This is a genomic window from Amycolatopsis eburnea, from assembly GCF_003937945.1.
Taxonomy (GTDB): Bacteria; Actinomycetota; Actinomycetes; order Mycobacteriales; family Pseudonocardiaceae; genus Amycolatopsis; species Amycolatopsis eburnea.
The window spans coordinates 209,324-229,736 of the sequence record NZ_RSEC01000062.1 but is presented as its reverse complement, the minus strand read 5'-3'; the positions used below and the strand labels follow the sequence as shown (position 1 = coordinate 229,736).

16 protein-coding genes are annotated in these 20,413 nt (G+C 72.5%); 9 read left to right on the top strand and 7 right to left on the bottom strand.

The window, feature by feature from the left end:
• Window positions 1–61 precede the first annotated feature (61 nt).
• From EIY87_RS43225 to EIY87_RS43215, 3 genes are read right to left on the bottom strand one after another with little or no spacing between them, the layout of a single operon-like run.
• Window positions 62–1,186, bottom strand: a complete 1,125-nt coding sequence (locus EIY87_RS43225; protein ID WP_125315791.1) for a sensor histidine kinase — start codon at window positions 1,184–1,186, stop codon at window positions 62–64.
• The gene (locus EIY87_RS43220; protein ID WP_169734892.1) at window positions 1,183–1,860 is read right to left on the bottom strand and encodes a response regulator transcription factor; all 678 of its coding nucleotides are present in this window, start codon (window positions 1,858–1,860) and stop codon (window positions 1,183–1,185) included. The genes EIY87_RS43225 and EIY87_RS43220 overlap by 4 nt, the downstream gene beginning before the upstream one ends.
• 35 nt (window positions 1,861–1,895) lie before the next feature.
• Window positions 1,896–3,398: a PucR family transcriptional regulator gene (locus EIY87_RS43215; protein ID WP_191984485.1), complete on the bottom strand. Its 1,503-nt coding sequence runs from the start codon at window positions 3,396–3,398 to the stop codon at window positions 1,896–1,898.
• Between the two features lie 97 nt (window positions 3,399–3,495).
• Here EIY87_RS43215 and EIY87_RS43210 point away from each other — a divergent pair, with 97 nt between their 5' ends.
• From EIY87_RS43210 to EIY87_RS43190, 5 genes are read left to right on the top strand one after another with little or no spacing between them, the layout of a single operon-like run.
• Window positions 3,496–4,944 (top strand): sodium:solute symporter, encoded by a 1,449-nt coding sequence (locus EIY87_RS43210; protein WP_125315790.1) that lies wholly within the window; start codon window positions 3,496–3,498, stop codon window positions 4,942–4,944.
• Window positions 4,937–5,881, top strand: a complete 945-nt coding sequence (speB, locus tag EIY87_RS43205) for an agmatinase (RefSeq protein ID WP_125315789.1) — start codon at window positions 4,937–4,939, stop codon at window positions 5,879–5,881. The genes EIY87_RS43210 and speB overlap by 8 nt, the downstream gene beginning before the upstream one ends.
• Window positions 5,878–7,521 carry a thiamine pyrophosphate-binding protein gene (locus EIY87_RS43200; protein ID WP_125315788.1) on the top strand — a complete coding sequence of 548 codons (1,644 nt, stop codon included), beginning with the start codon at window positions 5,878–5,880 and terminating at the stop codon, window positions 7,519–7,521. Before speB ends, EIY87_RS43200 begins: the two co-directional genes overlap by 4 nt.
• Window positions 7,518–8,876, top strand: a complete 1,359-nt coding sequence (locus EIY87_RS43195; protein WP_125315787.1) for an aminobutyraldehyde dehydrogenase — start codon at window positions 7,518–7,520, stop codon at window positions 8,874–8,876. The genes EIY87_RS43200 and EIY87_RS43195 overlap by 4 nt, the downstream gene beginning before the upstream one ends.
• Window positions 8,873–10,321: a purine-cytosine permease family protein gene (locus EIY87_RS43190; RefSeq protein WP_125315786.1), complete on the top strand. Its 1,449-nt coding sequence runs from the start codon at window positions 8,873–8,875 to the stop codon at window positions 10,319–10,321. The genes EIY87_RS43195 and EIY87_RS43190 overlap by 4 nt, the downstream gene beginning before the upstream one ends.
• A gap of 375 nt (window positions 10,322–10,696) precedes the next feature.
• Here the strand turns inward: EIY87_RS43190 and dxs are convergent, their stop codons facing one another.
• Entirely contained in the window at window positions 10,697–12,610 is a 1,914-nt protein-coding gene (dxs, locus tag EIY87_RS43185) for a 1-deoxy-D-xylulose-5-phosphate synthase (RefSeq protein WP_125315785.1), read from the bottom strand.
• 187 nt (window positions 12,611–12,797) lie between these two features.
• Between dxs and EIY87_RS43180 the strand changes: the two genes are divergently transcribed.
• Both EIY87_RS43180 and EIY87_RS49090 read left to right on the top strand, forming a co-directional pair.
• Window positions 12,798–14,267: an aldehyde dehydrogenase family protein gene (locus EIY87_RS43180; RefSeq protein ID WP_125315784.1), complete on the top strand. Its 1,470-nt coding sequence runs from the start codon at window positions 12,798–12,800 to the stop codon at window positions 14,265–14,267.
• A gap of 50 nt (window positions 14,268–14,317) precedes the next feature.
• Window positions 14,318–14,737, top strand: coding sequence for a hypothetical protein (locus EIY87_RS49090; protein WP_263855663.1), 420 nt, complete (start codon window positions 14,318–14,320; stop codon window positions 14,735–14,737).
• Window positions 14,738–15,191: 454 nt separating this feature from the next.
• Here the strand turns inward: EIY87_RS49090 and EIY87_RS43170 are convergent, their stop codons facing one another.
• The 3 genes from EIY87_RS43170 to EIY87_RS43160 are packed head-to-tail and all read right to left on the bottom strand — an operon-like array spanning window position 15,192 to window position 19,001.
• A complete protein-coding gene (locus EIY87_RS43170) occupies window positions 15,192–15,749 on the bottom strand; it encodes a TIGR03086 family metal-binding protein (protein ID WP_125315782.1) in 558 nt (185 codons plus the stop codon).
• A gap of 34 nt (window positions 15,750–15,783) precedes the next feature.
• Complete coding sequence (locus EIY87_RS43165) at window positions 15,784–16,971, bottom strand: class I SAM-dependent RNA methyltransferase (protein WP_125315781.1); 1,188 nt, start codon at window positions 16,969–16,971, stop codon at window positions 15,784–15,786.
• Window positions 16,968–19,001, bottom strand: coding sequence for an APC family permease (locus EIY87_RS43160; protein WP_191984484.1), 2,034 nt, complete (start codon window positions 18,999–19,001; stop codon window positions 16,968–16,970). The genes EIY87_RS43165 and EIY87_RS43160 overlap by 4 nt, the downstream gene beginning before the upstream one ends.
• A 92-nt stretch (window positions 19,002–19,093) precedes the next feature.
• Here EIY87_RS43160 and EIY87_RS43155 point away from each other — a divergent pair, with 92 nt between their 5' ends.
• Together EIY87_RS43155 and EIY87_RS43150 are read left to right on the top strand one after the other, a co-directional pair.
• On the top strand, window positions 19,094–19,759 hold the full coding sequence (locus tag EIY87_RS43155; protein WP_125315779.1) for a potassium channel family protein: 666 nt from the start codon (window positions 19,094–19,096) through the stop codon (window positions 19,757–19,759).
• Window positions 19,756–20,412, top strand: coding sequence for a potassium channel family protein (locus EIY87_RS43150; protein ID WP_125315778.1), 657 nt, complete (start codon window positions 19,756–19,758; stop codon window positions 20,410–20,412). Before EIY87_RS43155 ends, EIY87_RS43150 begins: the two co-directional genes overlap by 4 nt.
• Window position 20,413 lies beyond the last annotated feature (1 nt).

Here is a 20,413-nt window from a genome sequence, read left to right as displayed (position 1 = left end):
GCGACAACGCAGGTCGGCAAAAGAACGTTCGCCAGAACCCGACTGAACACTCACGAGGTCTTCAGCGGACGGGGAGGTGCACCGTCACCGCCAGGCCGCCGCCCACGATCGGCTCCGCCGCCACGTTCCCGCCGTGCGCCTGGACCGCCGCCCGGACGATCGACAGCCCCAGCCCGGCGCCGTGGCGGGCGGTCCGCGCGACACCGGCTCGGCGGAACGGCTCGAACAGCTCCGCCACCGTCGCCGGGTCCACCAGGCCGCCCGACGACCGGACCCGCAGCGTCGACCACCGCGGCCCGGACTGGGTCACGACGTCCAGCCAGCCGCCTTCGACGTTGTGGCGGACCGCGTTCTCCAGCAGGTTGCCCGCGATCCGTTCCAGCAGCGCCGGGTCGCCGAACGCCGGCGCCGGCGGCGTGGTGAACGACGCCTGAATGCCGCGGTGCTCGGCTTCGCGGTGCACCGCGCGCCAGGCCCGGTCGACCACGACGGCCAGGTCGACCGGCTCGCGCACGCCCAGCCCGGCGCCGTCGGTGCGGGCCAGCAGCAGCAGCGAGTTCACCAGCTGACCGGCGCGCTCGGTCGCGTCGCGGACCACCCCGCCCATCCGGCGCAGCTCGGCTTCGTCGGCGTCGTCGTCGGCGAGGGTGACGTCGAGTTCCGTGCGGATCACCGACAACGGCGTCCTCAGCTCGTGGCTCGCGTTCGCGACGAAGCGCCGCTGGGCGTCGAACGCGGCCTGGAGCCGGTCGAGCATGTCGTCGAACGTCTCCGCCAGCACGGCCAGCTCGTCGCGCGGGCGCACCTCGCCGATCCGCTCCCCCAGCGACTCGACCGACAGCCGCCGCGCGGTGCCGGTGATCTCGCGCAGCGGCAGCAGGACGCGGGAGGTGAACGTCCAGGCGAGGATCGCCGCGGCCGCCACCACGAAGAGGAACGCGATCGACCCGAACAGCAGCATCCGGTTGCGGGCGTGCACCCGCAGGGACTCGGCGAGCGTCGAGGCGTCGACCGTGACGCCGTCGACGACCACCGTGCTGCCCGGCGGCATCCGCGGCACCGCGTCGAGCGAATCCCGCACCAGCGTCCAGGCCAGCCAGAGCAGCAGCAGGCTGACGACGGCGACCAGCACGGTCGCCAGCAGGGTGATCCGGGCGCGGAGGCTGCGGGTGCCCGGCAGGTTCACGCGCGTGGCGCGCCGGGCTCCGGCACCCGGTACCCGGAGCCGACGACGGTCTCGATGATCCCCGGCTCGCCGAGCTTCTTGCGCAGCGTCATGACGGTGACCCGGACGGTCGTGGTGAACGGGTCGGCGTTCTCGTCCCACACCCGTTCGAGCAGCTCTTCGCTGCTGACGACGGACCCGGCGGCCGACAGCAGCACCTCGAGGACACCGAACTCCTTGCGCGTCAGCTCGACCGGCCCGCTCGCCCGGCGGACCGTGCGTTTGGCCGGGTCCAGCTCGACGTCCCCGGCGGTGAGCAGCGGCGGCGCGGCCGGCGTGGCGCGGCGGCCGAGCGCCCGGACGCGGGCGACCAGCTCGGGGAAGGCGAACGGCTTCGCGAGGTAGTCGTCGGCGCCGAGGGACAGCCCGTCGACGCGGTCGGACACCGAACTGCTCGCGGTGAGCATCAGCACCCGGGTCAGCTCCCCGGACGCGACGATCTCGCGGCACAGCTCGTCACCGGACATCCCGGGCAGGTCGCGGTCCAGCAGCACGACGTCGTACCGCGTGACGGCGGCCTTCTCGTGCCCATCGTCACCGGTGAGCGCCACGTCCACGGCCATGCCTTCGCGGCGCAGGCCACGGGCGATCGCGTCGGCCAGGGGTTCTTCGTCCTCGACTACCAAAACTCGCACGAGCCCACAATCCCATATTTTCCTGAGAGTGCCCTTTAAGGACCAGGCGTGGCCCAACGCAGGGCGAACCACAGCCGCATCCGGGTCTCCGGGTCCGCCAGATCGACGCCCAACGCCCGTTCGACCTGGGCGATCCGGTGCCGGACGCTGTTGCGGTGCACGCCCAGCTCCGCGGCTGTCGGTTCCCAGCCGCCGTGGTGGGCCAGCCACGTCCGCAACGTCAGCACCAGCGCCCGGTCACCGGCTTCGTCGAGGGCCACCAGCGGCGCCAGGGTCTTCTCCGCGAAGCTCCGGGAAGCGTCCGGCGGCAGCAGCGCGTAGAAGTCCGCCGCGCCGGTTTCCGCCACCACCGGACGGCCCAGCGCCCGGGCCCGCGCCAGCAGCAGCTCCACCTCCGCCCCGGCCGACGCCGCCCGGGAAGCGGGCACCGGCGAACCCACGGCCGCCAGCCAGCCGTGCTCGCGCAGGTCCTCCAGCACCGGCCGCGAGACGTCCCCGGCGACGGCCACGAACGCCGGCCCGGGCAGCACCGAGACCAGCGGCGTGTCCAGCCGCGCCCGCAGCCAGTCCGGGCGCTGGGCCACCTCGTCCGGCCCGCGCCGGTACGCCGCCCCGGCGACCAGCCGGACCACCTCCGACCCCAGCAGCGACCGGGCCACCTCGGCGGGCGACGTCCGGCCGAGCAGCAGGCCGGTGGCCGCCGCCCCCAGTTCGGCCGCGTCCGAGCCGGCGCGGCCGACCAGGCCGAGCAGCGCCGCGCCGACCGCCAGGATCGCCCGCTCGGCGCCGTCGAAGCGCCGGGGCCTGCCGACCACCACCAGGTGCGACGCCGTCGCCTGCGGGTACACCGGCTGGACCACCACGAACCCGCCGTCCACCTCGGTGGTCGCGCTGCGGATGCCGCTGCCCGCGCGCACCGTCGCCACCAGGTCGCGCACCTGCGGCGGCAGCGGCGCCGGCGCGTCGTGCGCCGAGGCCAGGACGTCGCCGGCGCCGACCAGCGCGACCCACGCCCGCAGCTGCGCGGCCAGCGACGACGTCAGCTCGCCCAGCCCGCCGCCCGCCGCGCGGGTCAGCGTCTCGCGGGCCGCGGTGATCCGCCGCTGCTCGCGCTGGCCGGCCTCGGTCAGCGCGACCGACACCGCCCGGTTGACCGCCAGGAACGGCGTCCGCGTCGGCACCACCAGCAGCGGCAGCCCGTGCCGCGCGCACGCCCGGCGCAGCGGCTCCGGCAGCGTCTCGAACACCGTCGGGGTGAGGCCGAACCCCAGCGCCGTCACGCCGGCGTCGCGCAGCCCGCGCACGTACCGGTCGATCCGCTCCGGCAGGTTGACCCCTGCGGTGAGGATCAGCTCGCCGCCCACCAAGTAGGGCGCGGGGTCCTGCAGCTCGCTGACGTGCGCCCAGCGCACCGGCGCGTCCAGGGCGCCCGGCCGCAGGGTTTCCGGGACGACGTGGAGCGCGAGCTCCCGGTTGCCGACCACGTCCCGTAACGGGACATTCACTTCCGTGGACAGCACATCCGTGATCGAGGTCATTTCATCCCCGCCGAGGTCGACATGGAGATGAATCATCCCATGCCGCAGCGGTGGCGGGCGAACCTACGGTGTCCCGAAACGACGTGAGGAGGACACCGTGACCGGCGACTACGCGGTGATCGCGCTGTACATCGCGGGCATGATCGGGGTCGGCTGGTACGGCCTCCGGCTCGCGAAGACGAAGTCCGACTACCTCGTCGCCGGGCGGCGGCTGGGCTGGTTCATGTACTCCGGCACGATGTCGGCCGTCGTCCTCGGCGGCGCGTCCACCGTCGGCGGCGTGAAGCTCGGCTACAAGTTCGGCATCTCCGGCATGTGGCTGGTCGTCAGCATCGGCGTCGGCATCCTCGTGCTGCACACGCTGTTCGCGCGCCGGCTGGTGAAGCTCAAGGTCTACACCGTCGGCGAGATGCTCGACCTGCGCTACGGCGGCCGCACCAGCAAGGTGTCCGGCGTGGTCATGTGGGGCTACACGCTGATGCTGACCGTCACCTCGACGCTGGCCTTCGCGACCATCTTCAAGGTGCTCTTCGACCTGCCGAACTGGGCCGGGATCGCGGTCGGCGGCTCGATCGTCGTCCTGTACTCGGTGCTCGGCGGCATGTGGTCGATCACGCTCACCGACATCGCCCAGTTCGTCATCAAGACCATCGGCATCCTGGCGATCCTGCTGCCGGTCGCGATCAGCTCGGCCGGCGGCTTCTCCGGCATGAGCGAGAAGCTCGACGCGAGCTTCTTCAGCTTCACCTCGATCGGCACCGACACGATCATCACCTACTTCGTCATCTACACCTTCGGCCTGCTCATCGGCCAGGACATCTGGCAGCGCGTGTTCACCGCCCGCACGCCGGGGATCGCGACGTCCGGCGGCATCACCTCCGGCGTCTACTGCCTGGTCTACGGCCTGGCCGGCGCCCTGATCGGCACCGCGGCGCACACGCTGTACCCGGACCTCGCCAGCGCGCAGGACGCCTTCGCGACGATCGTCGAGCGCCTGCTCCCGACCGGCGTCCGCGGCCTGGTGCTGGCCGCCGCGCTGTCGGCGATGATGTCGACCGCCAGCGGCGCACTGATCGCCTGCGCCACCACGACGACGTCGGACCTGCTGACCAAGCTGGGCCTGAAGAAGGGCGGCGAGGTCAGCCGCAACCGGATCGCCACGCTGGTGCTCGGGCTGATCGCCATCGCCATCGCGATGGTCGTCGACGACGTCGTCAACGCGCTCACCATCGCCTACGACATCCTGGTCGGCGGCCTGCTCGTCGCGATCGTCGGCGCGCTGTTCTGGAAGCGCGGCACCCGCCAAGGCGCGTACGCGTCGATGGTGGCCGGCACGATCTCGGTCCTCGCGTTCATGATCATCGACGGCGTCGACGCCAACACCCCGATCTACTGGGGCCTCGGCACGAGCCTGGTCGTCTACCTCGCGGTCAGCTTCGCCACGCCCCGCACCCCCGACTCGATCCTCTCCGTCTGGACCCGCCGCCTGAGCGGCGCCGAAGAAACGCCCATCTCGAACCGGGAACAGGAGCCCACCAGTGCCTAACATCGGACCCCTCGACTCGTCGCGCGTCCCCCGGTTCGCCGGGTTCGCGACCTTCGCGCGGCTGCCGCGGATCGACCAGGTCGAGCGCGCCGACGTCGCCGTCGTCGGGGTGCCCTTCGACTCCGGCGTGTCCTACCGGCCCGGCGCGCGGTTCGGCCCGGCCGCCGTCCGCGAGGCGAGCCGGCTGCTGCGGCCCTACCACCCCGAGCTGGACATTTCGCCGTTCGAGGAGAAGCAGGTCGTCGACGCGGGCGACATCGCGGTCAACCCGTTCAACATCGGCGAAGCGATCGAAACGCTGCAGCAGGAAGCCGAAGCACTGCAGGCGGACGGGACGCGGCTGGTCACCGTCGGCGGCGACCACACCATCGCGCTGCCGCTGCTGCGCGCCGCGGCCAAGAAGCACGGACCCGTCGCCCTGCTGCACTTCGACGCGCACCTGGACACCTGGGACACCTACTTCGGCGAGCCCTACACCCACGGCACCCCGTTCCGGCGGGCGTCCGAGGAAGGGATCCTGGACACGAGCGCACTGTCGCATGTGGGCACTCGCGGGCCGCTGTACGGCAAGCGCGACCTCGAAGAGGACCGCCGCCTCGGCTTCGGCATCGTCACCTCCGGCGACGTCCTGCGCCGCGGCGTCACGGAGACCGTGGACGCGCTGCGTCAGCGCATCGGCGACCGGCCGCTGTACGTCTCGGTCGACATCGACGTGCTCGACCCTGCGCACGCGCCCGGCACCGGCACCCCCGAGGCCGGCGGGATGACCAGCCGCGAACTCCTGGAAATCCTGCGCGGGCTGCGTGACCTCAACCTGGTCGGCGCGGACGTCGTCGAGCTGGCCCCGGCCTACGACCACGCCGAGATCACCGCCATCGCGGCCTCCCACGTCGCCTACGACCTGGTGAGCCTGCTGGCCCTGGGGAAGGGCGAATGACGCGCATCGGGGGCGACGTCGTCGTCGAAACGCTGCGGGCCCTGGGCGCCGACACGGTGTTCGGCCTGCCCGGCCAGCACGCGCTGGGCCTGTTCGAGGCGCTGCGGCGAGCCGACGACCTGCGCGTGATCAGCGGGCGCGTCGAGAACAACCTCGCCTTCGCCGCCGACGGGTTCGCCCGCGCGCGGCTCGCGGCGAACCCGGACGGGCCGGTGCCGGTGACCCCGCTGGTCGTGTCGACCGGTCCGGGCGCATTGCTGACGTTGGCTTCCCTGCAGGAATCCCGCGCGGCTTCGGTGCCGGTGCTCGGGATCTCCAGCCAGGTCCCGGTCGCCGGGCTCGGCGGCGGGCGGCACGGCTACCTGCACGAGCTGCCCGACCAGCAAGCGAGCTTCCGGGACGTCGTGAAGTCGGTGCACGTCGTGCGGCGGGCGAGCCAGATCCCGTCGGCCTTGCGCGAGGCGTGGACGTCGGCGGCGACCGCGCCCTACGGCCCGGTGTGGGTCGAAATCCCGCAGGACGTGCTGCTCGGCCCGGCCGGTATCCCGCCGATCACGTCTGTTTCGGCCGCTCCTTCTTTGCCGGAACCTCTTCCGGAGCTGGTCACCGCGGCGACGGAGCTGCTGGGCGCGGCGGCGAACCCCGTCATCCTCGCCGGCGGCGGTGCGTTGCGGTCCGGCGCTTCGGCCGAGCTGATGGCGCTGGCCGAAGCGTTGCGCGCGCCGGTGATCTCGACGTTCGGCGGCAAGGGCGTCTTCGGCTGGGACCACGAGCTGTCCGGGCGATCGTGGCTGGAAGACTGGCACACCACGGAGTTCCTGGCGGACGCGGACGTGCTGCTCGTGCTCGGCTCCGGGCTGGGCGAGCTGTCCAGCAACTACCGCGAGTTCGCCCCGCGCGGCCGGGTGATCCAGGTCGAGGCCGATCTCGGCAAGCTGGAGTCGAACTACCCGGGCCTGGGCATCCACGCCGATGTCCGGCTCACGCTGCAGGCCCTGCTGGAGCAGGTGCCGATGCGGGCGTCCGACGGCCGGGCCGAGAAGGCGGTCTCCGGACTGCTCGCACGTGTCGAGTCGCGTTTGGACGCTCAAGACCTCGCCGTCGAACGCAAGCTGATCGACGACATCCGCGGCGCGCTGCCGGAGGGTACGCAGACGTTCTGGGACATGACGATCGCCGCGTACTGGGCGTGGTCGGCGTGGAACCCCGAGGGCGCGCCGATCCACACCGCGCAGGGCGCGGGCGGGCTGGGCTACGGTCTGCCGGGCGCGCTCGGCGGCGCGGCGGCCGGGGGCCCGTCGCTCGCCGTGTCCGGTGACGGCGGCGCGATGTACGGCCTCGCCGAGCTGGCCACCGCGGTGCAGCACGGCCTCGACGTCACGTGGCTGATCGTCGACGACGGCGGCTACGGCGTGCTGCGCGAGTACCTCACGGACGCGTTCGGCCAGACGACGGCGACCGAGCTGACCCGGCCCGACTTCGTCGCCTTGGCTCGTTCGTTCGGCGTCCCCGCCCGCATGTCCTCTTTGGACACGGTGGGCGCGGACCTCGCCGAGGCGATCCGCACGCCCGGGCCGTCCGTCGTCGTCCTCCCCGCGTTGCTGAAGCTGTTCGCGCCGACCCACCTGGAGCAGGCATGACCCGCACGCTCGACCTGACCGACCCGGCGACCGGCGAGGTGTCCGGCACCAGCCCCGTCGCCTCGGAGTCCGATGTGGACAACGCGCTGCAGGCCGCCGCGCAAGCGTTTGCGGTGTGGCGGCGCAGCACTCCGGCGCAGCGGCAGCTCGCGCTGCTGAAGATCGCCGACGCGCTGGAGGCACGGGCGCCGGAGTTCGCCGGCCTGGAGGTCCGCGAGACGGGCAAGATCCGGTCCGTCGTCCTCGACGAGGAGATCCCGGAGTGCGTGAGCGCCCTGCGGTTCTTCGCCGGCGCCGCGCGACACCTCGAAGGCACCGCGGCGGGCGAGTACGCGCCGGGCCACACGTCGGTGATCCGCCGCGAGCCGGTCGGGGTCTGCGCGCAGATCGCGCCGTGGAACTACCCGCTGATGATGGCGGTCTGGAAGATCGCCCCGGCACTGGCCGCGGGCAACACCGTCGTCCTCAAGCCCGCCGAGACGACGCCGTCGACGGCTGTGCTGCTGGCTCGCGTCGCGGCGGAGTTCCTGCCGGACGGCGCGTTCACCGTGCTGACCGGCGACCGCGACACGGGCCGGGCCCTGGTCAAGCACCCGATCACCGCGCTCGTCTCGATCACCGGGTCGACCCGGGCGGGCATCGACGTGGCCACCGTGGCAGCCGCCGACCTCAAACGTACCCACCTGGAACTGGGCGGCAACGCTCCCCTGCTGGTGTTCCCGGACGCCGACCTCGCTGCGACGGCCGAGGGCATCGTGGGCGCGGCGTTCTACAACGCAGGCCAGGACTGCACCGCGGGCAGCCGGGTACTCGTCCACGAGTCGATCCACGACGACTTCGTCGCTTCGCTCGCGAAGGTCGCGGCGGCGCAGACCCCGGGCGTCGACTTCGGGCCGCTGAACAGCGCGGCGCAGTTCTCGCGCGTCGAGGGCCTGATCTCGCGGCTGCCGTCGCACGCGCGGCTCGAGACCGGCGGTACGCGGTTCGGTTCGCGGGGCTACTACTTCTCCCCCACCGTGGTTTCGGGACTGCGCCAGGACGACGAGATCGTCCAGGAGGAGATCTTCGGACCGGTCATCACCGTCCAGTCCTTTTCGGACGAAGCCGCCGGCATCGCACTGGCCAACGGCGTCCCTTATGGACTGGCCGCCTCGGTGTGGACGCGCGACCTCGGCGTCGCCGCGCGGGTGTCGGCCGAGCTGGACTTCGGCTGCGTGTGGGTGAACACGCACGGACCGCTGGTCGCGGAGATGCCGCACGGCGGGTTCGGCCACTCCGGCCACGGCAAGGACCTCTCGGCGTACGCCTTCGCCGAGTACACCCGCGTCAAGCACGTGATGACGAGGTTCGCATGAGTTCCCGGGTGACGGAGGTCGAGCAGCACGGCATCGCGCCGATCCCGCCCGAGGAGCAGACGTCCCGGCCGCGCGACCTGTTCCGGATGGCGTTCGGCGGCGCGAACACGTTCGCCACGATCATCCTGGGCACGCTCCCGATCGCGTACGGCCTGAGCTTCCGCGACGCGGCTTTGGCGACGGCGCTCGGCGTGGTCGTGGGCGGGCTGGTCCTGGCCCCGATGGCGTTGTTCGGCCCGCGCACGCGCACGAACAACGCGGTCTCGTCGGGCGCGCACTTCGGCGTGGTCGGCCGCTGCGTCGGCTCGTTCCTGTCCCTGCTGACGGCGATCACGTTCTTCGCGATCTCGGTCTGGGTCAGCGGCGACGCGGTGGCCGGCGCGGCCCAGCGGCTCTTCGGCTTCGACGGCGGCGCGGTGCTGCGCGGCGTCGCGTACGGCGTGATCGCGCTCGCGACGCTGGTGGTGTGCATCTACGGCTACCGGTTCATGCTGCTGGTGAACCGAATCGCGGTCGTCCTCGGCACGCTGATCATGCTGCTGGGGATCGTGGCCTACGGCGGCACGTTCGACCCGGGCTACGCGGGCACAGGCACGTACGCGCTGGGCACGTTCTGGCCGACGTTCACCCTGGCGGCGTTGACGGCCCTGGCCAACCCGATCTCGTTCGGCGCGTTCCTCGGCGACTGGGCCCGCTACATCCCATCGTCGTTCAGCAAGCGCTCTCTCCTGACAGCGCCGTTCCTGGCCCAGGTGGCGACGCTCCTCCCGTTCGGCTTCGGCATCGCGACGGCGACACTGGTCGCGAACCCGGCCGACTACATCACCGGCCTGACGGCGATTTCCCCGCTGTGGTACGCGATCCCGCTGATCGTGGTCGCGCTGATCGGCGGCCTGTCGACCGGAACGACGTCGCTGTACGGCACCGGCCTGGACTTCAGCTCGATCTTCCCGAGGCTGTCGCGGGTCCAGGCGACGCTCCTGATCGGCACGCTGAGCGTGGCGTTCATCTTCGTGGGAAATTTCGTGCTGGACATGGTGTCGAGCATCAACGCGTTCGCGACGCTGATCGTGCTGTGCACGTCACCGTGGATGGTGATCATGATGATCGGCTTCGTCCAGCGCCGCGGTTTCTACGACGTGGCGGACCTGCAGGTGTTCAACGAGGGCCGCCGAGGCGGCCGCTACTGGTTCACCCGCGGCGTGAACTGGCGCGCGATGGCGGCCTGGATCCCGGCGACGACGCTGGGACTGCTGTGCGCGAACACCCCGATGATCGCGGGCCCGCTGCGGGATGTGGCGGGCGGGGTGGACATCAGCCTGCTGGTCACCCTGGTGACGGCGGCGGTGGCGTATCCGGTGCTGGTGAAGCTGTTCCCGGAGCCGCCGGAGGTCTTCGCGTCGGCCCCCGCGGCGGTCCCGATCGCCTTGCCCGCCGAAGCCTGACCCCCGGCCCTGGGGGCGCCCCCTGTTTTCCACTCTACCGGCGGGCACCGACAATCCCGGACCGCGAAAGAACGTTCCGCGACGCCCGGCCCCCAGCGCCCCAAGGCCACATTGGTTGCGTCCCACGCACCCAATGTGGCCTTCGGTGCGTCTGGTGCACCCAAGGCGGCCTTGGTTGCGTCCCACGCACCCAAGGCGGCCTTCGGTCCATCCCGCGCACCCAAGGTGGCCTTGGTTGCGTCCCACGCACCCAAGGCGGCCTTCGGTGCGTCTGGTGCACCCAATGTGGCCTTGGTTGCGTCCCACGCACCCAAGGCGGCCTTCGGTGCGTCTCACGCACCGAAGGCCACATTGGGGCGCTTCGAACCGGGCCGCTCAGCTGCGGTCGGCGCTCTTCTCGGACTGCTCGGGAGCCGTGCCCAGGCGGCCGGCGGCCCACTCCGTCACCCGGCGGGCCACGTCCTGCGCCGTCAGCCCGATGCGGGCCAGGACCTCGTCGCGGCTGCCGAGGTCGTGGAACGTCTGCGGCACCGCCAGATCGCGCAGCGGGACGTCGCACTCGGCGTCGCGGAACATCGCCGCCAGTGCCGAGCCGAAGCCGCCGTGGCGGCCGCTGTCCTCGACCGTCACCACCAGCTTGTGCTGCGACGCCAGCGCGACCAGCTCGGCCGGGACCGGCAGGACCCAGCGCGGGTCCACCACCGTCACGCCGATGCCCTGGTCGGCCAGCCGGTCCGCGGCCGCCAGCCCGAGGGTCGCGAACGCGCCGACCGTCACCAGCAGCACGTCGGCGCCTTCGACCGGGCGGCGCAGCACGTCGACCGTGCCGATCCGCTCCACCGCCGTCACGTCCGTGCCGACCTTGCCCTTCGAGAACCGCAGCGCCGTCGGGCCGTCGGCGACGTCGACGGCCTCGTTCAGCTCCTCGCGCAGCGTCGCCGGGTCGCGCGGGGCCGCGACGCGCATGCCCGGGACCATGCCGAGCAGCGAGAGGTCCCACATGCCGTGGTGGCTCGGGCCGTCCGGCCCGGTGATGCCGGCCCGGTCGAGCACCAGCGTCACCGGCAGGCGGTGCAGCGCGACGTCCATCAGGACCTGGTCGAACGCGCGGTTGAGGAACGTCGAGTAGATCGCGACCACCGGGTGCAGCCCGCCCATCGCGAGCCCGGCGGCCGAGGTGACCGCGTGCTGCTCGGCGATGCCGACGTCGTACCAGCGGTCCGGGAAGGACTCGGCGAACTTGTCCAGCCCGGTCGAGCGCAGCATCGCCGCGGTGATCGCGACGACGTCCTCGCGCTCGGCGCCGATCTTCGCCAGCTCCTCGCCGAACACGCCGGTCCAGCTCGGGCCCTTCACCGGCGGCAGGCCAGTCTCGGGGTCGATCGGGTCGGTCTGGTGCATCTGGTCGTGCTCGTTGTTCACCGCGGGCGCGTAGCCGTGCCCCTTCTCGGTCACCACGTGCACGATCACCGCGCCGCCGAACGCCTTCGCGCTCTGGAACGCCTTCTCCAGCGCCACCTGGTCGTGCCCGTCGACCGGGCCGAGGTACTTCAGGCCGAGGTCGGAGAACATCGCCTGCGGGCTCAGCGCGTCCTTCAGCCCGGCCTTCGCGGCGTGCAGCGCGGCGTAGATCGGCTTGCCGACGACCGGGGTGTGCTTGAGCAGCTCGCGGCCGCCGTCGAGGAGCCGCTCGTAACCGGGCTGCAGGCGCAGCGCGGCGAGGTGGTCGGCCAGTCCGCCGATGGTCGGCGAGTACGAGCGGCCGTTGTCGTTGATCACGATGACGACCGGGCGGTCCCGGTGGGCGGCGATGTTGTTGAGCGCCTCCCAGCACATCCCGCCGGTGAGCGCGCCGTCGCCGACGACGGCGATCGCGTGCCGCCCGCCGCCGTCCAGCTCGAACGCCTTCGCCAGACCGTCCACATAGGACAGGCCGGACGACGCGTGGCTGCTCTCCACCCAGTCGTGGTCACTCTCCGCGCGCGACGGGTAACCGGTGACGCCGCCGGTCTGGCGCAGCAGGTCGAACCCGGCCGCGCGGCCCGTGACGATCTTGTGCACGTACGCCTGGTGGCCGACGTCCCAGACGATCGCGTCGCGCGGCGAGTCGAACACGCGGTGCAGCGCCAGGGTGAGCTCGACGACGCCGAGGTTCGGCCCCAGGTGCCCGCCCGCGCGGCGGACCTTGTCGACGAGGAAGTCCCGGATCTCGGCAGCCAGTTCGCCGAGGTCCTCGACACTCATGCGCTTCAGGTCCGCCGGCCCGCTGAGGGACTCCAGCATCGTCACTCGTCTCCACCTCGCTCGTCTCCGGACACCCCACGTTCCGGCCAGTCTACGGAGACCCGCCAGGGTGGTTCCGCCCGCCGCGTCCGGCATCACAGGCGGAGAGCGATCACCCGTCAGCAGGCGGGGTGAACCTCATCTCCCCGGCGTGCTGTGGCGGTCACGCGGCGTGGCCACGAGAATGGCGGTCATGGCGGACTTCTTCATCGGCGGCGACTGGGTGGACGCGCTGGACGGCGGGCGCCGCGAGATCCGCTGCCCGGCCGACGGTGCCCTGGTCGCGGCGGTCGCCGAGGGCACCGCCAAGGACACCGAGGCGGCCATCGCGGCGGCGCGCCGGGCGTTCGACGCCGGCCCGTGGCCCGGCACGCCCGCGCACCTGCGCGGCGACCTGCTGCTGCGCACCGCGGACCTGCTCGACCGCGACGCGGAGGCGTTCGCGCGCGCCGAGTCGCTCGACACCGGCAAGCGCCTGGTCGAGAGCCGCTACGACATGGCCGACATCGCGGCCTGCCTGCGCTACTTCGGCAAGCTCGCGGCGCAGGACGCCGGCCGCGTCGTCGACACCGGCAACCCGGACGCGATCAGCCGGATCGTGCACGAGCCGGTCGGCGTCTGCGGGCTGATCACGCCGTGGAACTACCCGCTGCTGCAGACGGTGTGGAAGATCGCGCCGGCGCTCGCGGCGGGCAACACGTTCGTGCTCAAGCCCAGCGAGCTGACGCCGCACACGGCGATCCTGTTCCTCAAGCTGCTCACCGAGGCCGGCCTGCCCCCGGGCGTGGGCAACCTCGTCCTCGGCGCGGGCGCCGAGGTGGGCGCGCCGCTCGCGTCGCACCCGGACGTCGACCTGGTGTCGTTCACCGGCGGGCTCGCGACCGGCAAGGTGATCGCCGCGGCCGCCGCGGGCACGGTCAAGAAAGTGGCCCTCGAGCTGGGCGGCAAGAACCCGAACGTGGTCTTCGCCGACGCCGACTTCGAAACGGCGGTCGACTACGCGCTGACGGCGGTGTTCCTGCACTCGGGCCAGGTCTGCTCGGCGGGCGCGCGGCTGATCGTGCAACGCGAGTGGCACGACGAGTTCGTCGGCGAGCTGGTGCGCCGCGCCGAGCGGATCCGCCTGGGCGGCCCGTTCGACGACCGCGCGGAGACCGGCCCGCTGATCTCGGCGGCGCACCGGTCCAAGGTGGAGGCGTACGTGGCGGCGGCGCTGGCGGAAGGCGCGGTGCTGCGCACGGGCGGCCGCCGCCCCGGCGACCCGGCGCTGGCCGACGGCTTCTACTACCTGCCGACCATCCTGGACGACGTGCGGCAGGGCTCGTCGGCGGTCGTCGAGGAGTCGTTCGGGCCGGTGCTGACGGTCGAGACGTTCACCGACGAGGACGACGCGGTCCGCATCGCCAACGACACGCACTACGGCCTGGCGGGCGCGGTGTTCACGCAGGACGCTTCGCGCGCGCAGCGGGTGGCCGGGCGGCTGCGCCACGGGACGGTGTGGATCAACGACTTCCACCCGTACCTCCCCCAGGCCGAGTGGGGCGGTTTCAAGCAGTCCGGCTTCGGCCGCGAGCTGGGCCCCACGGGGCTGGCGGAGTACACCGAGGTCAAGCACATCTACCAAAACCTGCGCCCGGGCCCGCAGCACTGGTTCGCGGGCTGAGTAACCCGATCGGGATCATTCGAACGGCCCAGCGTTTTATGCTGCGTGACGTGACGCAGTGGCGAGGGCCGCGAGCCGCGCTGGTGGCGGTCGCCGGGCTCGGGGTGATCGCGGGCCTGACCCTGCGCACGGCGTCGTTCCCGGCCGCGCTGCCCCCGGGCACCCCGGACCCGGAACTGGACGTGGGCCTGCGCCTCGTCTGCGCGGCGGCGGTCCTGGTCGCGGGGACGCTGGCGTACCTGACGTTCGCGCGGCGCCAGGACGAGCCGCTGGCGATGGCGTGCCTGCCGGGGCTGGTGGTGACGGGCGTGGTGCTGCGCCACCTGGTGGTGACGTTGCCCGGGGTGGCCCGCTTCCAGCCGGCGGCGCGGGTGGTGCCGGGCGCCGGGGCGTGGGTGCTGCTGGCGTCGGGGGTGGCGATGACGGCCGCCGGACTGGCGGCGGCCTTCGCGGTGCGGCGAGCAGGCTGACACGGGCCGGGAGCATCCGGCTCGCGTAGCGGTGCACGGCGCCGCAGCGAAAGGCTCGCCCGGCGGTGCTCGGCGCCGCGCACCGGCCGCCTGCGGACGGCCGCGGGCGCAGCGAGGACGCCACCCGCGCAGGGCAGGCAGCACGAGCCGCGGTTGCGAGCCCGCCGACAGCCGCGCGAAACCACCCGCCACGCCGTCAGCACTCGACGGCGAACATCAGCCCGGCCGCGCGCGCCGGCCCGCAGCGCACGGCTCGCTCGGCGGTGCTCGGCGCCGCAGCGCACGGCTCGCCCGCGCGGCGGCCGGCAGCGCACGCCGGCCGCCTGGCGGACGGCCGCGAGCAAGGCGAGGACGCCGCCCGCGCAGGCAGGCAGCACGAGCCGCAGCTACGAGCCCGCCAACCGCCGCGCGAAACCACCCCGCCGCAGCAACCCACCCCGCCGCCAGGCACCCCTCAGTTCCGCACCGACCTCCTCCCCAAGAACGCCGCCAGCCGGTCCGCCGCCGTCGCGCCCTCCGGTGCTGCCACCTCCGGCCCGAACGGCCCGCCCGCCTGCCGCGGTGCCGAACCGAACCGGGATCGCCACTGCTCCAGCGCCCCCGCCGCCAGATCCGGCAGCAGGTCCGTCGAAGCGCCGGTCGCGTCCGCGATGTCCCAGCCGTGGACCACGTACTCGTTCACGCGCATGTGCACCAGGAACACCCCCGGCACCTCGCCCAGCGGAGTCGTCACCTTCCGCGTCAGCAGCCCCGGTGAAGTCAGCACCGAACGCGCGCGCAAGACCGACGCCGCGAACGATTCGACCGGCGACGCTCCCAAATAGTCACCGTCCGGCGCGGGCGGGCCCGCTCCCGCCCAGAACGCCACCTTCGCGTTCCCGTGGGCCAGGTGGTTCACCACCGCGCGCACGTCCCAGTCCGCGCACGCCGTGGGCGCGCGCCAGTCGGTGACCGCCGATACCAGGCCGGTCACCGTCGAAGCCGCCGTGTCGAAGTCCTCGAGTGGAGTCATGCCGACAGTGTGACCGCCACCACCGACAAAAAACTCAGGACAGCAGCGCCACGCACTCCACGTGGTGCGTCATCGGGAAGGCGTCGAACGCCCGCAGATCGGTCAGCGAGTACCCGTGCGAGGCGAACGTCGCCAGGTCGCGGGCCAGGGCCGCCGGGTCGCAGGCCACGTACACGATCCGGTCCGGGGAACCCGCCACGATCGACTCCACGACCGCCTTGCCCGCGCCCTTGCGGGGCGGGTCCAGGACCACGACGTCGACCGGCTTCTCGGCCGCCTCCAGCACGTGCTCGACACGGCCCGCCTGCCACGACACCTGCGGGAGATCCGCCAGGTTCCGCTCGCCGTCGGACACCGCGCGCCGCCCGGACTCGACCGCCAGGACGCGGCCCGACGCGCCGACCTGCGAAGCCAGCACCGACGCGAACAGCCCGACCCCCGCGTACAGGTCCCACGCCGAGCCGCCCGCCGGGGCTTCCGCCCAGTCCGCGACGACCGCCGCCAAGGTGGGCGCCGCCGCCGGGTGGACCTGCCAGAAGCCGTGGGCGTCGAGGCGCCAGTCGCGGCCCGCCGCGTGCTGGACCGCGACGCCGCCCGACAGCTGGCGGGCGCGGACCTTGCCGCGGACCGTCGACAGCTCGCGCACGTGCCGCGTGCCGTCGCCGTCGCTGGTCACCTCCAGCTCGGTGCCCGGGCGCCAGCGGCGCGCGAGGACGTCGTCCAGCGCGCCCGGCACCGCGATCGGGCACTTCTCCAGGGGCACCACGCGGTGGCTGTGGTGGGCGCGCAGGCCCGCGCGCCCGTCCTGGCCGGCGACCAGGCGGACGCGGCTGCGCCAGTCCAGCGGCCCGCCCTCCAGCGCCTCCACGACGACGTCGCGCTCGATCCCCGCCAGCCGCCGCAGCTGCTCGGCCACCACGGCGGCCTTCAGCTCGCGCTGGTACGGCGGCGTCGCGTGCTGCCAGTCGCACCCGCCGCACCCGCCGGGCACCGCGAGGGGGCACGGCGGCTCGACCCGCGCCTCGGCGGCCGACAGCACCTCCACCGCGTCGCCGCGGCAGAACGAACCGCCGTTGTCCTCGGTGACCTCGACGCGGACCCGCTCCCCCGGCAGCGCGTGCCGGACGAACACGACCCGGCCGTCGGCGCGCGCGACGCAGTGGCCGCCGTGCGCGACCGGCCCGACCTCCACCTCGAGGACCCGGCCCAGCCAGCTCGTCATTCGGCGGGCTCCTTGGGCTTCGGCGCGGCCGCCTGCTTGCCGTTGGGCGAGAACCCGCGCCGGACGTCGCCGGCCGCGGGCCGTTCGTTCCGGACGCGCGCGGCCGCCTTGGCCGAGGACTCCAGCTGCCACGGCACGCTCGCCACGATCACGCCGGACTGGAACAGCAGGCGCCCCTTGAGCCGCAGCGCGCTCTGGTTGTGCAGCACCTGCTCCCACCAGTGCCCGACCACGTACTCCGGGATGAACACGGTCACCACGTTGCGCGGGTTGTCGCCGCGCACGCGCTTCACGTAGTCGAGCACCGGCTTCGTGATCTCGCGGTAGGGCGACTCGACGACCTTCAGCGGCACCTTGAAGTTGTGCGCGTCCCACTCGGCGGTGAGCCGTCGCGTGTCCGCGTCGTCCACATTGACCGTCACGGCCTCGAGGACGTCCGGGCGCATCGCCTTGGCGTAGGCCAGCGCGCGCAGCGTCGGGCGGTGCAGTTTGGACACCAGGACGATCGCGTGGTTGCGCGACGGCAGCACGGTCGGGGTGTCGCCGAGGTCCTTCAGCTCGTCGGCGACGCGGTCGTAGTGCCGCCGGATCGCCGTCATCAGCACGTAGATCGCCACCATGGCGGCGATCGCGATCCACGCGCCGAGCAGGAACTTCGTGATCAGCACGATCACCAGCACGGTCGCGGTCATGGTCAGGCCGATCGCGTTCACCGTCTGCGAGCGCCGCATCCGCCGCCGCACGCCCGGGTCGGTTTCCTTGGCCAGCAACCGGTTCCAGTGCCGGATCATGCCGGCCTGGCTCACCGTGAACGACACGAACACGCCCACGATGTAGAGCTGGATGAGCCGGGTGACCTCGGCGTCGAAGGCGATGATCAGCACCAGCGCGAACGCCGCCAGGAACAGGATCCCGTTGGAGAACGCCAGCCGGTCGCCGCGGGTGTGCAGCTGCCGCGGCAGGTAGCGGTCCTGCGCCAGGATCGAGCCCAGCACCGGGAAGCCGTTGAACGCGGTGTTCGCGGCCAGCAGCAGGATGATGCCGGTGGAGAAGGAGATGTAGTAGAACGCCGGCGGGAAGTCGGCGAACACCGCGTGCGCGATCTGCGCGACGATCGTCTTCTGCTCGTAGCCCGCCGGCGCGCCCGCGAGCTGCTCCGCGGGGTCTTCGGCGAACTTGACGTCGGTGATCGTGGCGAGCGTGATGATGCCGACCAGCATGGTGACCGCCAGCACGCCCATCATCAGCAGCGTGGTCGCCGCGTTCTTCGACTTCGGCTTCCGGAACGCCGGGACGCCGTTGCTGATCGCCTCGACCCCGGTCAGCGCCGCCGCGCCGGAGGAGAACGCCCGCAGCACCAGGAACGCGTACGCGACGCCGGCGAAGGTGCCTTCGGCGTTCAGCGTGAACCCGGCGCTCTCGGCCTTCATCTCGGTGCCGGTGGCCGCCTGCAGCAGGCCCCACACCACCATGGCCAGAATGCCCAGGATGAAGCCGTATGTCGGGATCGCGAAGGCCTTCCCCGACTCGCGGATGCCGCGCAGGTTCAGCGACGTCAGCACGACGACGATGACGATCGAGGCGAGCACCTTGTGCTGGGCCACCCACGGGACGGCCGACCCGATGTTGGCCACACCGGACGAAGTGGACACGGCGACGGTCAGCACGTAGTCGACGAGCAGCGCGCTGGCCACGGTCAGCCCGAACTTGCCGCCCAGGTTGGTGTTGGCGACCTCATAGTCGCCACCGCCGCTCGGGTAGGCGTGGACGTTCTGCCGGTAGGACGCGACGACGACCAGCATGACCAGGGCGACCATGACGCCGATCCACGGCGCCAGCGCGTACGCCGAGAGACCCGCCACGCTCAGTGTCAGGAAGATCTCTTCGGGTGCGTACGCCACGCTCGAGAGCGCGTCGGACGCGAAGATCGGCAGCGCGATGCGCTTGGGCAGGAGCGTGTGAGAGAGCCTGTCACTGCGGAACGGACGTCCGAGGACCAGGCGTTTCAGCACGGTCGGGAACTTCGACACCACGAAAGCCTAACCGGCGGAGCACACGGTAGGTTCGGCGCTGGCATGTCGGGGTAGGAACGGACGGGTAACCGCCGAAGAGGAGGCAGGGCGTGCACGTGGTGATCATGGGATGCGGCCGGGTCGGCGCGTCCCTGGCCGCTGCGCTGGAGCGGCTCGGCCACGAGGTGGCCGTCATCGACAAGAACCAGCAGGCGTTCCGCCGGCTCGGCAGCGACTTCCACGGCCAGCAGGTCGTCGGCGTCGGCTTCGACCGCAAGGTGCTCGTCGAGGCGGGCATCGAGCGGGCCGGCGCGTTCGCGGCGGTGTCCAGCGGCGACAACTCGAACATCATTTCGGCGCGGGTCGCGCGCGAGAACTTCGGCATCGAGCACGTCGTCGCGCGGATCTACGACCACAAGCGCGCGGCGGTGTACGAGCGGCTGGGCATCCCGACCGTGGCGACCGTGCCGTGGACCACCGACCGGTTCCTGCGGACGCTGCTGCCGGACGGCGTGGCGTCGGCGTGGCGGGACCCGTCGGGCAACGTCGCGCTGCTGCAGCTGCCGCTGCACGAGGGCTGGGTCGGGCACTCCGTCCGGTCCCTGCAGGAGGCGACCGGCGCGCGCGTGGCGTTCATCATGCGCTTCGGCACGCCCGTGCTGCCGGACAACAAGACCGTGGTCCAGGACGGCGACGACGTGTGGGTGGCCGCGCGGTCCGGCACCGTCAGCGACGTGACCAGCGTGGCGCACCGCGAACCGGAGGACGAGGCATGAGGGTCGCGATTGCGGGCGCGGGCGCGGTCGGCCGCTCCATCGCCGCCGAGCTGATCGACGGCAGGCACCAGGTGATGCTCATCGAGCGCGAAGCGGATCAGTTCGAGCCGCACGCGGTCGAGCAGGCCGACTGGGTGCTCGGCGACGCCTGCGAGGTGTCGATCCTGGAGGAGTCCGGGATCGAGCAGTGCGACGTCGTCATCGCCGCGACCGGCGACGACAAGGCCAACCTGGTGGTCTCGCTGCTGGCGAAGACGGAGTTCGCGGTGCGGCGCGTGGTGGCCCGGGTGAACAACCCGGCCAACGAGTGGCTGTTCACCGACGCCTGGGGCGTCGACGTGGCGGTCTCGACGCCCCGGATGCTGGCGGCGATGGTCGAGGAGGCGGTCAGCGTCGGCGACCTGGTGCGGCTGATGACGTTCCGGCAGAGCAACGCGAACCTCGTCGAGCTGACCCTGCCGGCCGAGACGCCGCTGGCGGGGAAGCCGGTGAGCGAGCTGTCGCTGCCGCGCGACGCGGCGCTGGTGACGATCCTGCGCGGCGACCGGGTGATCGTGCCGCAGCCGGAGGACCCGCTGGAGCCGGGCGACGAGCTGCTGTTCGTGGCGACCTCGGACGTGGAGCCGGAGATCCGGACGGCGCTCGGGTACTGAG